General features: G+C 33.7%; 17 protein-coding genes. 5 read left to right on the forward strand and 12 right to left on the reverse strand.

From position 1 onward, the window contains the following. Positions 1–2: 2 nt before the first annotated feature. Complete coding sequence (locus tag ACVFVN_RS10200; RefSeq protein WP_456235169.1) at positions 3–2,075, forward strand: glycosyltransferase; 2,073 nt, start codon at positions 3–5, stop codon at positions 2,073–2,075. Here ACVFVN_RS10200 and ACVFVN_RS10205 read toward each other — a convergent pair. The 9 genes from ACVFVN_RS10205 to pdxA all read right to left on the reverse strand — a co-directional run bounded on the left by ACVFVN_RS10205 (position 2,072) and on the right by pdxA (position 9,987). After that, positions 2,072–3,097: a hypothetical protein gene (locus tag ACVFVN_RS10205; RefSeq protein ID WP_456235170.1), complete on the reverse strand. Its 1,026-nt coding sequence runs from the start codon at positions 3,095–3,097 to the stop codon at positions 2,072–2,074. The two genes, ACVFVN_RS10200 and ACVFVN_RS10205, sit on opposite strands and share 4 nt — an antisense overlap. Beyond that, a complete protein-coding gene (locus ACVFVN_RS10210) occupies positions 3,075–3,860 on the reverse strand; it encodes a glycosyltransferase family 2 protein (protein ID WP_456235171.1) in 786 nt (261 codons plus the stop codon). The genes ACVFVN_RS10205 and ACVFVN_RS10210 overlap by 23 nt, the downstream gene beginning before the upstream one ends. Before the next feature lie 3 nt (positions 3,861–3,863). Then, on the reverse strand, positions 3,864–4,661 hold the full coding sequence (locus ACVFVN_RS10215; protein WP_456235172.1) for a glycosyltransferase family 2 protein: 798 nt from the start codon (positions 4,659–4,661) through the stop codon (positions 3,864–3,866). Positions 4,662–4,671: 10 nt separating this feature from the next. Beyond that, on the reverse strand, positions 4,672–5,907 hold the full coding sequence (gene rocD, locus ACVFVN_RS10220) for an ornithine--oxo-acid transaminase (protein ID WP_456235173.1): 1,236 nt from the start codon (positions 5,905–5,907) through the stop codon (positions 4,672–4,674). Positions 5,908–5,986: 79 nt separating this feature from the next. After that, positions 5,987–7,345 (reverse strand): acetyl-CoA carboxylase biotin carboxylase subunit, encoded by a 1,359-nt coding sequence (gene accC, locus ACVFVN_RS10225; protein WP_456235174.1) that lies wholly within the window; start codon positions 7,343–7,345, stop codon positions 5,987–5,989. 104 nt (positions 7,346–7,449) lie between these two features. Next, on the reverse strand, positions 7,450–7,923 hold the full coding sequence (gene accB / locus ACVFVN_RS10230; RefSeq protein WP_456235175.1) for an acetyl-CoA carboxylase biotin carboxyl carrier protein: 474 nt from the start codon (positions 7,921–7,923) through the stop codon (positions 7,450–7,452). A 105-nt stretch (positions 7,924–8,028) separates the two neighbouring features. After that, entirely contained in the window at positions 8,029–8,232 is a 204-nt protein-coding gene (gene rpmF, locus ACVFVN_RS10235) for a 50S ribosomal protein L32 (RefSeq protein ID WP_165136368.1), read from the reverse strand. Positions 8,233–8,276: 44 nt separating this feature from the next. Then, positions 8,277–8,813 carry a YceD family protein gene (locus ACVFVN_RS10240; protein WP_165136371.1) on the reverse strand — a complete coding sequence of 179 codons (537 nt, stop codon included), beginning with the start codon at positions 8,811–8,813 and terminating at the stop codon, positions 8,277–8,279. Positions 8,814–8,895: 82 nt separating this feature from the next. Continuing rightward, entirely contained in the window at positions 8,896–9,987 is a 1,092-nt protein-coding gene (pdxA, locus tag ACVFVN_RS10245; protein ID WP_456235176.1) for a 4-hydroxythreonine-4-phosphate dehydrogenase PdxA, read from the reverse strand. A 112-nt stretch (positions 9,988–10,099) separates the two neighbouring features. On the opposite strand from pdxA, the gene ACVFVN_RS10250 reads away from it, so the two are divergent. From ACVFVN_RS10250 to ACVFVN_RS10260, 3 genes are read left to right on the forward strand one after another with little or no spacing between them, the layout of a single operon-like run. Continuing rightward, on the forward strand, positions 10,100–10,699 hold the full coding sequence (locus ACVFVN_RS10250) for a riboflavin synthase (RefSeq protein WP_456235177.1): 600 nt from the start codon (positions 10,100–10,102) through the stop codon (positions 10,697–10,699). Further along, positions 10,686–12,140 (forward strand): sensor histidine kinase, encoded by a 1,455-nt coding sequence (locus ACVFVN_RS10255; RefSeq protein WP_456235178.1) that lies wholly within the window; start codon positions 10,686–10,688, stop codon positions 12,138–12,140. The genes ACVFVN_RS10250 and ACVFVN_RS10255 overlap by 14 nt, the downstream gene beginning before the upstream one ends. 12 nt (positions 12,141–12,152) lie before the next feature. Then, on the forward strand, positions 12,153–12,851 hold the full coding sequence (locus tag ACVFVN_RS10260) for a tRNA1(Val) (adenine(37)-N6)-methyltransferase (protein WP_456235179.1): 699 nt from the start codon (positions 12,153–12,155) through the stop codon (positions 12,849–12,851). A 50-nt stretch (positions 12,852–12,901) separates the two neighbouring features. Here the strand turns inward: ACVFVN_RS10260 and ACVFVN_RS10265 are convergent, their stop codons facing one another. Next, entirely contained in the window at positions 12,902–13,612 is a 711-nt protein-coding gene (locus ACVFVN_RS10265; RefSeq protein ID WP_165136386.1) for a cell division ATP-binding protein FtsE, read from the reverse strand. A gap of 159 nt (positions 13,613–13,771) precedes the next feature. Next, positions 13,772–13,930, reverse strand: a complete 159-nt coding sequence (gene rpmH / locus ACVFVN_RS10270) for a 50S ribosomal protein L34 (RefSeq protein ID WP_002976260.1) — start codon at positions 13,928–13,930, stop codon at positions 13,772–13,774. A 182-nt stretch (positions 13,931–14,112) separates the two neighbouring features. Between rpmH and ACVFVN_RS10275 the strand changes: the two genes are divergently transcribed. Then, entirely contained in the window at positions 14,113–15,384 is a 1,272-nt protein-coding gene (locus ACVFVN_RS10275) for a 3-deoxy-D-manno-octulosonic acid transferase (RefSeq protein ID WP_456235180.1), read from the forward strand. Here ACVFVN_RS10275 and ACVFVN_RS10280 read toward each other — a convergent pair. Further along, a complete protein-coding gene (locus tag ACVFVN_RS10280) occupies positions 15,377–16,129 on the reverse strand; it encodes a glycosyltransferase family 2 protein (RefSeq protein WP_165136392.1) in 753 nt (250 codons plus the stop codon). The genes ACVFVN_RS10275 and ACVFVN_RS10280 overlap by 8 nt on opposite strands. Positions 16,130–16,167: the final 38 nt, after the last annotated feature.

Consider the following 16,167-nt stretch of genomic DNA (forward strand, 5'->3'; position numbering starts at 1 on the left):
TTATGAAGTTTTGGAGTTTTAAAAAAAATATAAAACAAATTAAAAAAGATATTCTTTTTAAAAAATCTGCAAGAACTCTTAATGCTCAATTAAAAGATTTTTCTTTTTTCGAAAAGCATTCTTTTGAATTTAAAGAAGAGCAACAACCGCAGATTAGCATTATTATTCCAGTTTACAATCAAATTCATTTTACGTTAAATTGTCTTTATTCCATTTTTGAGCAAAATGATTATATTTCGAAAGAAATAATTATAGTAAATGATTGTAGCACAGACGAAACTCAAAATATTATCTCAAAAATAAAAGGCGTAAGACTTATTAGTAATGATGAAAATTTAGGTTTTATAAAAGGTGTTAATAAAGCTATACATCAAGCCCAGGGAGAATATATTTATCTTTTGAATAATGATACATTGGTTCAAAAGAATTATTTAACTTCTTTATTAGAAGTTTTTCAAATCCGCTCAAATGTTGGAGCTGTGGGTTCTAAACTAATTTTCAAAGATAATTCACTTCAAGAAGCGGGTTGTTTAGTTTTCAAAAATCAAGTTATTGTTAATCGCGGTGCGAGTCAATCAATTGATGCCCCACAATTTAATTTTCTTAGAAAAGTAGATTACGCTTCTGGCTGTAGCTTGCTTTTTAAAAAAAATGATGCGAATGGTAAATTGAATTTGCTCAACGAAATTTATACACCTGCATATTTTGAAGAAACAGATTTGTGCATGAGACTTAAGCATCTTCAGGGATTAGATGTTTATTATCAACCAAAATCGGAGATTGTTCATTTTGAAAATATAAGCTATACAAATGTCAGTTTAGATAAGAAGAAACTTATACAAAAGAATACTGACGTTTTTTATGAAAAATGGGGAGATTCACTTAACAATATTTGGAAAGAAGGAGATGAGTTCTATAGGATTAATGATAATTCTATGTATGAAAAAACAATCTTAATTGTAGAAGAATATATGCCGAAATTTGATCAGGATTCTGGATCAAATCGTTTTACTGAAATTGTTAAAATCCTTATAGAACAAAATCACAAAATATATCTTCTTATCAAAAATATCTATCATCCTTTAGACACTGCATATTTGCAAATGTTTCAAGATATGGGAGTGGAAGTTATAAGAGAGTATCTAACGCCTAAAAAAAGAATTGTTAGGGTAAAAAAACAACTTTTACAAATAAAAGATGCAATAGATTTTGTGTGGATCTTCAGGCCAGAGGGTTATGAGTTTTTTGTACCTTATCTTTCCAAATTAGGATTTGATGCAAAGCTTATTTATGACATGGTAGATTTACACTATCTAAGGTTTCAAAGAGAGACAGATTTTTTAATCAAAACGAACAAGCAGCTTAAACGAGAAAAGGCAATAATAAGCCTAGAAAATAATGCACTATTAAAAGCAAACGCAGTTGTAGCAATCAGTGACAATGAAAAAAGTATTGTTGAAAAATTAGGTGTTTCAAAAGATAAAATATTTATAGTCAGTAATATACATTATGCCAAAGAGGAGAAGGCAAATCTTAGTTTTGATGAACGAAAAGGTATTGTTTTCATAGGCGGATTTAATCACAAACCAAATGTAGACGCCGTACAATACCTGCATTCTGAAATTATGCCATTAGTTTGGAAGCAATGTCCAGAAATTTCTGTTTACATAATTGGCGGGTCACTTCCTGAGTCATTATTAAAGTTAAAAGATGATAGATTTCAGATATTAGGCTATCAAAAAGAAATTGATTCTTATTTCTTAGAATCAAAATTATTTGTGGCACCATTGCGTTATGGTGCTGGTGTAAAGGGAAAAATAGGACAAGCTTTAGAATATAAACTTCCCATCGTTTCTACAACTATTGGTGTGGAAGGTATGAAATTAACACCAAATATGAATGCTCTGGTAAGTGATATTGATGATCCACAAAGTTTTGCCAATCACATAATATCGCTATACACAGATGAAAATTTGTGGACACTTTTGCATTCTAATTCAGAAAGTGGGCTAGATTATTTTTCAGTTAAAAAACAAAAGGAGAACATTACAAAAATGTTTGATTTTTTGAGTTAATTTCTTTCTACAAATATGGTTTTTATCCAATTTTCAAAACTATATTTTTTGAGAATGTGTATCGGTGGCATTTCATAGTCGGTAGCCAAAAAATCAATGATTTCCTGTGATGAGGTTTGTTCGGTGTATACAAGAATATTTTTAGGATTATACAAATCGTAATTTATAATTTGGGCATTAGTAGTTATCAATTTTTTATGAGTTCCCAAAGCTTCAAAAACGCGTAAGGATAATCCATTATGTCTTAGGTTGACAAAATCTACTAAAGTTTTTGCATTTTTACCACGTTGATATACCGTTTCAAAAGAAACTTTTTCTGAAAAAAAATTTACATTTTTAAGATTTCTGTAATTTTCTGGAATGTTAGCCATATTGTTGACGTAAATTTCAAACAAAATTTTGAAAGGACTTTCATTACATTTTTCTAAAAAACACGCAATAAAGTCCATTCTAGACTCTATATATGTGCCAATAAAATATAAGTCGAAGTCATAATGATTTTGGGTTGAAGGCTCAAAAATGCAATCATCAAAATAAAAATTACTAATTCCTTCGGCGCCTCGGATGCCAATATCTTTTGGATCAAAAACAAAAAACCTATCAAACAACGGAATTAAATCTAAAACCTTAGGAAAAACGCTTAGCCCATCCCATTGATACCCAATAAGTGAATCTGTCTTTGATTTTATTGTTTTTATAATTTTTTCAGGATATAAATCTGGGCGTATTAACAGTGCATAATCAGCCTTGTGAACAGAATTGATGCGATCATCAATTTCAGATTTTTGATGCTTAAATTTCAGTTCCTGTTTAAAATTTTTGTCTCGCAAAAAAGTCTTTCTAACAAAGTTTTCTATTTTCTCGGAAGAATTTTTGTAATTGAAAACTTCGTCATCAAAACTGATGTCAATTACTTTAAAACCCATCAATTCAAGGTTTTTAACGACAAGTTTATAGATACCATAACGTTTTGGCATCCCAAATAGTATGGTTTTACCCTCAAATACTTTGCTGATAGCCATTTGCACACTTTATAATTTTATCATCTACAACCTTCTGATAGGTAGAGAAGTTGTTTTTTTCATCTTTACGATCAAAATATTCATGGTGAAGATGATAGCAAATAGCTCTCATTTTAAGTCTTCTTTGTTTTATGCCGTAATTATTGAGGCGTGCAGCAAGTTCGATATCTTCATGTCCCCAACCCGACATATCATTATTATAACCGTTAACTGCAATAAAATCTTTTCGCCAAAACGAAAAATTACAGCCTTTTACGTTGTCGGATTTATAATGGTCTTTTCTAAAAAAATTAGCAACTATTGGGAATCTTGTAGCATTAATTTTGTTTTTAAGATTGCTGAGTACCAATTTCATGTCCAAATTCTTAGTTTCTAATATTTTTTTAGTTTCAACTTCGGGGATTAAAGCCCTGCTTCCGTTTAAGAAAAAACTTTTTTTACTTTCGTGGATGTGGTCTTTCACAAAATTTCTACTCAAAATGATGTCTCCGTCTATTTGTATAATATAATCTGCTGTAGTTCCAGCAATGGCTTTGTTCATAATTATTGTTTTACGAAAGCCATCATCTTCCTGCCAAAAATGGCTTATTTTAACTTTGCTTTTTAGTTTCCATTGCTCTATTAAACCCTTGGTTTCTTGTGTAGACCCGTCATCAGCAATTAAAATTTCATTCGGTAAAACAATTTGCGCTTGTACAGATTCAAGAACCTTATCCAATGCAGAAGGCCAATTATAAGTAGAAATAAGCAATGCTGTTTTCATTGATTATAAATATTGATTAATTCCGTGTTCGCAGAATTTAACTCCATTTTTTTTGGTTAATTCAAAAATTTCTTCATTTTTTTTAAGGTTTTCCTTAGTGTTGATCTTATGGTAAATATGAAAAACCAAACCGCCCATTTTTATAAATCTTTTTTCTTTACCCGCATTTAGAAGGCGAGCTACAAACTCTTTATCTTCTGGTCCCCATCCTTTAAAATCTTCGTTATATCCATTTACTTCAATGGCATCTTTTCTCCAAAAAGCCATATTACATCCATGAATTTCCCATCTTTCTTCGCCTTCATTTTTATAATTGGTTTCAAATTTTTTCCAGAGAAAAGGGAGTCTAAAAGAACTAAAAAAATTAGTTATTCCTTTGGAGAATGGATTAATACTGGTGTTTAGTGTTTTTAATTTTTCTTTAGACAGCTTTTCATCAATATAAATTCTGCTAGCTCTCACAAAAGAATTAGGTTTTGCGAATTTTTTGTGGTCCGCAATAAAATAAGGATGAAGAATAAGGTCGCCGTCAATTTGTACAATATAATCACCTTCTGCAGCAGCTATGGCTTTATTCCTGATTTTTGCCAGTTCAAAACCATTGTCTTCATGCCAAATATGTTTGATGGGTATTTTATTTAATTTCTTATATTTTTCAACAACAAATTTTGTGCTATCTGTGGAGCCGTCATCTGCAATGAGAATTTCATCAGGAAATTCCTTCTGTTCAAAAATACTTTTTAAGCATATATCTAATGCTTCAGGCCAATTATAGGTAGAAATTATTAATGAAGTTTTCAAATTTAAATACTTATTTCTTAAAATCTACAATTGTTTTTTCAATAATACTTACGCAGTCCAAAAGTTGCTCCTTGGTAATTACCAATGGAGGTGCAAGACGGATGATATTTCCATGGGTTGGCTTTGCTAATAAGCCATTTTCTTTCAAGGCAACACAAAGATTCCAAGCTGTGGAACTTACGGGAGTATCGTTAATTAAAATTGCATTTAGCAAACCTTTACCACGAACATGGGTTATTAAATCTGTCTTTTGAATAAGCTTTTCAATTTCAGAACGGAAAAGTTCACCCAATTCTTGTGAACGTTCAGATAATTTTTCTTCTTCAACCACATCTAAAGCTGCAACGGCAACCGCACACGCAATAGGATTTCCACCGAAAGTAGAACCGTGTTGTCCAGGTTTAATAACATTCATGATAGTATCATTTGCTAAAACCGCTGAAACTGGATACATTCCTCCAGAAAGTGCCTTTCCTAAAATTAAAATATCAGGTTGAACCTCTTCGTGGTAACACGCAATAAGCTTACCTGTTCTTGCGATACCCGTTTGAACTTCGTCTGCAATAAAAAGAACATTGTATTTTTTACAAAGCTCAGATGCTCCTTTTAAGAAACCTGCGTCAGGAACATAAACGCCAGCTTCCCCTTGAATAGGTTCTACTAAAAATCCTGCGATATTTTGAGCTTCAGATTTTAAAACTTCTTCTAAAGCCGCTAAATCATTATAAGGAATTTTGATAAATCCAGGTGTAAACGGACCATAATTTTGGTTGGCATCAGGATCATTTGAGAACGAAACAATAGTAGTTGTTCTTCCATGAAAGTTGTTTTCGCAAACGATGATTTTCGCAGCGTTTTCTGTAATTCCTTTTACTTCATAACTCCATTTTCTGGCTAATTTTACAGCTGTTTCCACTGCTTCAGCACCAGAATTCATAGGAAGAACTTTATCAAACTTGAAGAGTGAAGTAATTTTTTTCTCGTATTCTCCTAATTTGTTATTGTAAAATGCACGAGAAGTTAAAGCCAAAGTTTGTGCTTGGTCTGTTAAAGCTTTTACAATTTTAGGATGCGAATGTCCTTGGTTAACAGCGGAATAAGCAGATAAGAAGTCATAGTATTTTTTACCTTCAACATCCCAAACATAAACACCTTCCCCTTTTTCCAAAACTACTGGAAGTGGGTGGTAATTGTGAGCGCCATATTTGTTTTCTAATTCAATATAATAATTGGTATCTTGTTTCATATTAATAATATTTGGTTTTGCAAGTTAAAAAAAAATGCCCAACCTAAGCTGGGCAATTTATTTAATAATTTATGAAATTTTAAATATTGTATTCGTATTTTCTGTCCATTACGAAAGATTCCATAAACTTAGTTGTATAATTTCCAGATAAGAAGTCTTCGTCGTCTAGTAATTGTCTGTGGAAAGGGATTGTGGTTTTTACACCCTCAATATAAAATTCTTCCAAAGCACGTTTCATTTTTGCAATCGCTTCTTCTCTTGTTTGCGCTGTTGTAATCAATTTAGCAATCATAGAATCGTAGTTAGGTGGAATTGTATAACCCGAATATACGTGCGTGTCAACTCTTACACCATGTCCACCAGGAATATTTAATCCAGTGATTTTTCCAGGAGACGGACGGAAGTCTGCATAAGGGTCTTCCGCATTGATACGACATTCTATAGCGTGTAATTTTGGATAATAATTAATACCGGAAATTGGTGTTCCTGCTGCTAATAAAATCTGTTCACGAATCAAATCATAGTCGATAACTTGTTCTGTAATTGGGTGTTCTACCTGGATACGTGTGTTCATTTCCATGAAATAGAAATTACGGTGTTTGTCAACCAAGAATTCGATAGTTCCGACCCCTTCATAACCAATATATTCGGCAGCTTTTACAGCGGCTGCGCCCATTTTTTCACGAAGTTCATCCGTCATAAAAGGAGATGGTGTTTCTTCAATCAGTTTTTGATTTCTTCTTTGGATAGAGCAATCTCTTTCTGAAAGATGGCAAGCTTTTCCGTATTGGTCACCTGCGATTTGAATTTCGATATGACGAGGTTCTTCAATAAGCTTTTCCATGTACATACCGCCATTTCCGAAGGCTGCGACTGCTTCTTGGATTGCAGATTCCCAATGTTCTTTTAGGTCTTCTTCTTTCCACACCGCACGCATACCTTTACCACCACCACCTGCTGTAGCTTTTATCATTACTGGATAGCCAGTTTCTTTAGCAATTCGTAGGGCATCTTCATAAGAATCAATCAACCCGTCAGAACCAGGTACACATGGGATTCCTGCTTCTTTCATAGTTGCTTTAGCCGTAGCTTTGTCGCCCATTTTTTCGATTTGCTCAGGTGTTGCTCCAATAAATTTGATATTATTGTTAGCACAGATTCTTGAGAAATTAGCATTTTCTGATAAGAATCCATAACCTGGATGTATCGCATCAGCATTAGTAATTTCTGCAGCTGAGATAATATTTGGGATTTTAAGATAAGAATCTTTGCTCATTGCTGGGCCGATACAAACAGCCTCGTCAGCAAATCTTACATGTAAACTATCTTTATCAGCGGTACTGTATACTGCAACCGTTTTTATGCCCATTTCTTTGGCTGTACGCAAAATTCTCATTGCGATTTCACCACGGTTTGCAATTAATATTTTTTTGAACATAATTTAATTAGTTAATTAGATGATTAGTTAATTAGATAATGAGTAGGAAACATAAAAGCTAGTAATCTAACTTCTAACTTCTAACTTCTAACTTCTAACTAAATTTATGATGGATCTACCAAGAATAAGGGTTGGTCATATTCTACTGGTGTTGCATCGTCAACTAAAATTTTAACAATTTTTCCGCTAACTTCCGCTTCGATCTGGTTGAATAATTTCATCGCCTCGATGACACAAACTACTTTATCAGAAGTTATAGAGTCTCCAACATTAACAAAAACGTCTTTGTCTGGAGATGGCTTTCTGTAAAATGTTCCAATCATGGGAGATTTTATTGTGATAAGGTTGCTGTCATCTGCTGCTGGAGCTGCTTCTGCTGTAGAGGCAGCTTGAGCAACAGCAGGAGCCGCTTGAGCAACAGGTGCTTGGTAAGCTAGTGGCTGCGATACATAACTAACTGGCTCGCCTCCTAGAGGAGTCTTGATTAGGATTTCGAAGTCTTTATTTTTATATTTTACTTCAGATACGCCTGCTTTTGCAACAAATCTAATTAGATTTTGAATGTCTTTAATATCCATATACGGTAAATTGATTTAAGAGTCAAAGATAATAAAAAACCACTCTATTTTGAGTAAATTGAGTGGTTTTTTATGTGTTGAATAAGATTTTTTATAAAAAATATCTTAGTTTTCTTCAGTAACTTCTACTGTTTTTTCTAATACTACTTTTCCTCTGTAGTATAGTTTTCCTTCATGCCAGTGTGCTCTGTGGAAAAGGTGTAATTCTCCAGTTGTAGCGTCTTTAGCTAATTGTGGAGCAACAGCTTTGTAATGTGTTCTTCTTTTATCTCTTCTTGTAGACGATTGTCTTCTCTTAGGATGTGCCATTACTAGTGATTTTTTTTAAATTCTATTATGAATTATTGTTATACTTAATTATTATCTTTTAATTTTCTAAGAGCTTCCCAACGTGGATCTATATCATTTGGTGACTCTTCTTCTTCTGGTTCTTCTTTGAGACTGTATTTTTCTAAAAGCTTATGATAATCATCTTCGTCTTTTAGATTGGGAGAAAGTTTTTTCATAGGTACACTTAGGATAACGCCTTCGTAAACCAACTGCGCAATATTAAAATCGCTGTCTCCTTGCGGAATTGTAATGACCTCTTCATTACTGTCATCATACTCTTCCCCTTGTTTAACAAGAATTTTCATTTTGTGTTCGATAGGGTAGTCAAACTCGTCATTGCTAATGTCGCAAGTAAGTTCTATTGTACCATGTATATCAAACCAGAATTCTAAAAATGTTGTGTGTTTGTCTAGCAAAACATCGACTACAATTTTAGGATTTGTAAACTCCTGTTCAGTCCCGAATAAATCAAAGAACGCCTGATTTACTTCAAATTTAAACTCATGCTTTCCAGTCTTTAAACCAGTGAATGCAATATTATAGTTTTTGAATTTGTCCATAAAATTCGGTTTGCAAAAATAATTTAATTTTTTTAAATAACAAAATAAATTGGATCAAAGTTTTTCTGTTTCAGTTTATTGATTAGTTTTCTTCAAAGGGAAGGTCTTCATCAAAGTTGTCTTTCGCATTCACAGCTCTTGGCTTCAACTTGCCTTTCTGAAGCTCAATATAATCCATTCTGTTTCTATAGATCTCGATTGCGGCAAATATAGCTTCTGTAAAACTCTGTTCGTCTGCAAGATTTTTCCCTGCAATATCATAGGCAACACCATGATCTGGCGATGTTCTTATTATCGGTAATCCAGCAGTGTAATTAACGCCTTCTTCGTAAGCAATGGTTTTGAATGGTGCTAAACCTTGGTCGTGATACATTGCTAAAACAGCGTCGAATTTTTTATATTTTTCTGGTTGGAAAAAGCTGTCAGCAGGATAAGGCCCAAAGGCCAAAGTTCCTCTGTTGAAAAGTTCTTCGATGGCTGGTTGGATAATTTCGATTTCTTCTTTCCCGATTACGCCACCATCACCCGCGTGAGGATTGAGTCCCAAAACTGCAATTTTTGGCTTTTCAATCTGGAAATCTTCAATTAAAGTTTTATTAAGTTGTTGTACTTGCTTTACAATTTTCTCTTTAGAAATATTTTCTGCAACATCTTTCAAAGGTATATGATGCGTTGATACGGCAACTTTTAGATCGTTGGTTATTAAAAACATAACACCTTTTCGGCCAGCCTTTTCTTCAAAATATCCAGTATGCCCTGCGTGTTGGAAACCATATTTCAACATTTCGTCTTTGTTGATAGGCGCGGTTACCAAAACATCAATTTCACGATTTAGCAAAGCTTCGGTTGCAGCTTCTAATGACTGAATGGCAAATTTGGTTGATTCTTCTGTAGGAACGCCAAACTCAATATTAGAATTATCTTTAGTAAGATTAAGCATATTGATTTTGCCATTAACGGCTTCTTTTACATTTTGGATGTAATTAAAATTAAGATGCTGTAATTTGAAAATATTTTTTTGATAAGTAAACAATTTACCAGAACCAAAAATGATAGGGGTGAAAAAATCGGTAATCGCCTTGTCTTTTAAAGATTTCATAATGATTTCTGGACCAATCCCATTGAAATCACCTATCGAAATGCCCACTCTTACTTTATGATGCTTAGCACTCATTTTATTATCTTTGAATATTATTTTGAACAGCAAATTTACATTTTTTAGAATTAAGCGCTGTTGTTATCGAATAAAGAATTAGTTTAAGTTTAATTTAGATTGAAAAAATAAAATGTTTACAGGAATTGTAGAGGCAACTGGAAAGGTGCAGAAAGTGGAAAAAAATGGAACAAATGTTGATTTCACGTTAGAATGTGATTTTGCAAATGAGTTGAAAATTGACCAAAGTCTTGCGCATAACGGCTGTTGTTTGACAGTGGTAGAAATTGCTGCGCCTCAATATAAAGTAACAGCCATCGACGAAACTTTAGAGAAAACGAATCTCGGAAAATGGACTGTAGGTACAGAAGTCAATCTCGAACGTTGTTTGAAGTTTGAAGGTCGTCTGGATGGTCATCTTGTGCAAGGTCATGTTGATAAAACAGGAAAAGTTGCTAAGATTGAAGACTTGGATGGAAGTTATTTTGTGACAATTTCTTATGAGGAAGAGGTTAACTATACAACAGTTCCGCAAGGTTCTATTACTGTTAATGGTATAAGTTTGACAGTGGCAGATAGTCAGCCGAATCAGTTTTCGGTTGCGATAATTCCATATACATGGGAGTTTACAAATATGAAACATATTAAAGTTGGTGATGTTGTTAATCTAGAATTTGATATCATTGGAAAATATATTTCGAAATTGATGCAAAAACAGAATGTCATTAAGTAATTATAAAGGCTATAGTCTCCGGAATAGGATTTTTATCGGATTTTTAATTGTCTGTCTGTTGAGTACAGTTGGCTCAGCATTTTTGTCGTACATGGTATTGCGTGATAATGCGATGACACAAAGTAAAATCGATAAGCAAAGTAAGTCCGAGGCTCTTATGGCATCTTTGGATTATGCACTGAGTCATACCGAGGTTAAAGCGAATGATTTGCCAAAAGTTTTAGGTAACAAAATTTTTGAAATTGCAGATATTAACAAACATGATATTATTGTTTATGACCTTAATGGTGACTATTTGCTTTCCAATAAAGATGCTCAGCTTATTCCACAAAAAAAGATTCCCAATGATATTCTTGCAAAGCTTAAAAAAGACGGCCTTCAATATGATAAAACGGAGTATGATAAGAAGTTAAAAGCTGATGTGACCTCTTCTTATATGGTTCTCAAAAACAATATGTTGGAAAGCATTGGTTATGTATATTTTCCATTGTATCATAATGAAGATGTTTATTTGCAAGTATTCAACCGCTATTTAGGATTCATTATTTTGATTAATGTTATTATCATTTTGGTCGGCGCATGGATCAGTTGGGTGACTTCTAATAATTTAACAAAAAAAATAACGCGTTTCTCGAATATTATAAACTCTGTAAATCTTTTTGATGACAATATTCGTCCAATCCGTTATTACCGAAATGATGAACTCAATGGTCTTGTGAAGGCTTACAATAAATTAATTGCGGAAATCCAGGATCAACGAGAAAAACTTCAGTACAAAGCCTCAGAAGAAGCGTGGCGCGAGATGGCAAAACAAGTGGCGCATGAGGTGAAAAATCCGCTGACACCGATGAAGTTGACGATTCAGAATTTCGAGCGCAAATTTGACGCAGAAGATCCTGAAGTAGAAACTAAAGTGAAGCGAATGTCGAAAGTTATCGTTGAGCAGATTGACCTTATTTCCGAGGTGGCATCAGCGTTTTCCGAGTTTGCAAAACTTCCACAACGTAACGATGTGGAGTTTGATGTGGTTAGCGAAATTAAAAATGTGACAAATGTGTTTTCTTCCAATCGTATTTATGTTCATTCTAACAAAGAAAGTATCATGGTTTCGATGGATAAGATTTATTTGACAAGGATTTTAACGAATCTAATATCAAACTCCATTCAGGCTCAAGATTCAAATCGTAAAATGATTGTAAATGTTGACATAGAAAATATTCATAAAAAATTAAAAATCAATGTTGAAGATAATGGAGTAGGGATTCCTGAGGAAAAATTAGTGAAAATTTTTGAGCCTAATTTTACAACAAAAAGCTCCGGGATGGGACTTGGACTTACGATGGTCCGAAAGATGGTTGAAGATTATGGCGGCGAAATTACTGTGAAATCCGAACTTGGCAAAGGATCGAAATTTACGATTATGTTGCCAACGAATATGTAAATAATATAAGAAATGAATGTTTTTCGTTTTCAGCAATTTGATATAAAACAAGATTCTGAGGTTTTTCGTGTCGGTACAGATGCTGTATTGTTAGGTGTTTTGGCGGATTTAGAACATGCAAAAAACGTTTTAGAAATTGGTACGGGGACGGGTGTTATTGCGATGATGTTGGCGCAGCGTTTTCCTCAAACTAATATTTTAGGTGTTGATGTTAATCGGATAGCTGTAGAATTAGCTTCTTCAAATTTTAAAGCCTCACCATTTGCAAATCGTTTAACAGCAGAATTAAAGGATATTAAAACTTTTGATTCTGAAATGAAATTTGATGCCATATTTTCCAATCCGCCTTACTTTCAAGTTAACTCTTCTTCCAAAGATGTTGTTGCTCGTCAAAAAATTGAACTAGATTTTAAAACATTAATTCAATCATCTTCTAAATTATTGAATGATTTTGGAAGCTTAATTGTTATCATTCCTAGACAAGATGAAGAAGTCTTTATTTCCTTGTGTGAAAAGGAAAATTTGTTTTTACAACGAAATGTTTCGATAAGAGGAATTGTTGGAGGAGAAGTACGACGTTCTGTTTTAGAATTTTCAAAATTGAAAGCAGATCGTATTATAAAAGAAGAATTTGTCATTGAAAAATCACCCCGTCAATATTCGGATCAATATTTAGAATTGACTAAAGATTTTCATCTTTTCAAATCATAAAAAAAGCACCAATTTTAGGTGCTTTTTTATTTTTTTTAATCTCTCAAATTTTATTCGAATAATTCCGATGTGTCTAGGACGCTAACTTGTCCATTTTCGCAACGGATAGCTTCGCCAGGGAAATTTTGTATCATGTGGTAATCGTGTGTTGCCATGACTACGGCACAGTTGTTTTCTGTTGCGACATTTTTAAGCAACGTCATAATGTCGTTAGATGTTTCAGGATCAAGGTTTCCGGTTGGTTCATCAGCGAGAATAAGCTGAGGATGGTTTAATAAAGCTCTTGCAATTGCCACACGTTGTTGTTCGCCACCAGAAAGTTGGTGTGGCATTTTGTGTTTTTTGGTTTTCATCCCAACGCTGGAAAGCACCTCGTTAATGCGATCTTCCATTTTAATTTTATCAGTCCAACCTGTTGCTTGTAGAACAAATAGAAGGTTTTTTTCAATATTTCGGTCTGTTAAAAGTTGAAAATCTTGGAACACAATTCCTAGTTTTCTTCTTAGATTTGGGATGTCTGATTGGCGAAGTTTGGCAAGGTTGAAACCAGCAACTTCACCATTGCCGCCTTGCAACGGAAGATGTCCGTAAAGAACCTTTAGTAAAGAACTTTTTCCGGCACCTGTTTTTCCGATAAGGTAACAGAATTTTCCTTTCTGGATATGGAGGTTGACATTGTTAAGAACTGTAAAATTCTTCTGTACAATTTTGGCATTATTAAGATTGATAATGTTTTCTCCGCTTTCGTTTCTATGTGGCATAGTTAAAATCTTGTGTATTAAACTTCGATAAAATCGAATAATATCCCAAAAATAAGGAAAACTTTTGGCCTAAGTTTAACTTTTATAACTTTTTAACAACAAAAAATGCTTGAAAGATTTGCTTTCAAGCATGTTTTTGTATATGATAATTAAAGAAAATTATCTCTTAGCGCGTGCCGCACTTACAGTTAATCTCTTTCTGCCTTTCGCTCTTCTAGCAGCTAATACTCTTCTACCGTTAGGTGTAGACATTCTTTCTCTGAAACCGTGTTTGTTTCTTCTCTTTCTCTCCGATGGTTGGAATGTTCTTTTACTCATCACTAATATATTTAGTTCGTAATTATCTTTTGATTTTCAGATTGCAAATATAGGACTTTTATTTATTAGCGCAAATCATTTTTAAAAATTATTTCAAAAAATATTAATACTTTTTATAAAGTCTATTTCAAAAGGCTTTTCGTAAAATGTGTAATTTTGAAAACTCATATATTTAAAAAAAAATGGCTGTACTATATTCTGTCTTTATTGAATTATTTATACTTGTTTTTAAGTTGCTTGCACTGTTCAACGCAAAAGCTAGAAAGGGCTTGTTAGGGCGTCGCGCTGCTTTGGGATTGGTAGAATGTAATTTAAAAAATCAATCAGTTATTTGGATGCATGCCGCTAGTCTTGGAGAATACGAGCAGGGTTTGCCTGTTTTGCAGCAACTTAAAACAGAGTTTCCTGATTCTAAAATTCTTGTAAGCTTTTTTTCGCCATCAGGTTATGAAAATGTGATTAAAAAAGATAACCCAGCAGACTTGCTGATCTATTTGCCTTTCGATAGACGAATGACGATGAAGCGATTGGTGGATCAAATGGATGTTGAAATATTCTTCACGGTTAAATATGATTATTGGTATCATTTGCTAAGGGTTTTAAAATCAAAAAACACCAAAATATTTGTTGTGTCGGCTTTGTTTTATGAAGGTCAGGTTTTTTTTAAAATGTATGGTAATTGGTTCGTGCGACAGCTTAAGGCTTGTGTTGCTTGGATTTTTCATCAAACAGTTGCCAGTTCCGCGCTAGCAAAAAGTGTAGGTTTGGATCAATCTTCGGTTACGGGCGATACACGATTTGATAGGGTGAAGCAACTCGAAAAAAGAGATAATCATATTCCGCTGATATCGGAGTATATTTTTGATCGTAGATGTGTTGTTGTAGGGAGTTCTTGGGAAGCCGAAGAAAAGATTGCGCAGGTTTTGCATAAAAAATTACCCAAGACAAAGTTGATTATTGCGCCCCACGATTTGAAACGCGTTCATCATCTCAAAACAATATTTCCAGAAGCTTTGTTGTACAGCAATATTACCAAGCAAACAAAATTAGATGCTAATGTTTTGATTATTGATAGTATTGGCTTGTTATCAAAACTCTATTCTTATGCAGATGTTGCAGTTGTTGGAGGAGGTTTTCATAATGCAGGTCTTCATAATATTTTGGAAGCGGCGGCATTTGGGATTCCGGTGTTTTTTGGTGATCAATACAAAAAAAATCCAGAGGCGGATGCTTTAATAAAAACGAATGGCGGAAAAAGTTTTTCCGATGAATTTGCTTTAGCGGGTTTTGTTGAAGAATTAATTAAAAGTGACAATAGAACGCTAATAGGAGAAATCTCAACATTGCACGAAATGGCAGAAAATGCTAGATTCTTTGTAGAATCGCAGCCAGATGCTACCAAAAAAATAATGTCAAAAATTCTTTCTTACTTTCCAGAAAAGTCAACTAATTAAATAGTTTGGAATATTTCATAAAGCCGTTCATAGCCCAGTTTGCGGTGTAATACAAAGATTTAATCGTCGAAAAATTCATGTGTTCTTTGTAAACCAAATATTGGTCTTTGATGATGTTTTTTTTATTTCTAGAAACGCTGGTGGGATGCATTCTGTATTTTGCCATCGTTTTAGGAAGTGGTTGGCCTTTTTTAATTTTTTTGAGAAGATTAAGCCACATGACATGATCTTCGCGTTTGCTTCCTTTTGGGAAATATTCTTTACCAACTCTTGACGAATCGTACATTGAGGAGAGTAAAGAAAGGCGGCACGTTTTCAACAAATTCTCAAAAGTAACAACAATATCCGCTTTAAAATCATCAATCTGCGGAATCATATTTTCGTTACAGCGCGCATAATTGGAATACGCAAGTTCTGCTTTTTCTTGTTTCATAAAGCTGGTCATTTCTTCAAGGAAACTTGGTTCCCAAAAGTCATCAGCATCCAAAAAGGTGATGAATCGTCCAGTGGCTTTTTCTAGAGAAAGATTTCGGGCATGTCCAGCGCCAGCATTTTCTTTGGATTTTATCAGGATAATTCTTGGATCCTTGTATTGTTCGATGATTTCCACGGTTTTATCCGACGATTTGTCATCGGTAATTATCCATTCCCAATCCGTTAAGGTTTGAGATAGAACGGATTGTATCGTTTCTGTGATGTATTTTTCAGAATTGTAACTCGGTGTGATAATCGAAACTTCGGGCATTCTGTGTTTTTTGCAAATTTAATAAAAAAGAAAAGAGC

This window comes from Soonwooa purpurea (assembly GCF_053891095.1).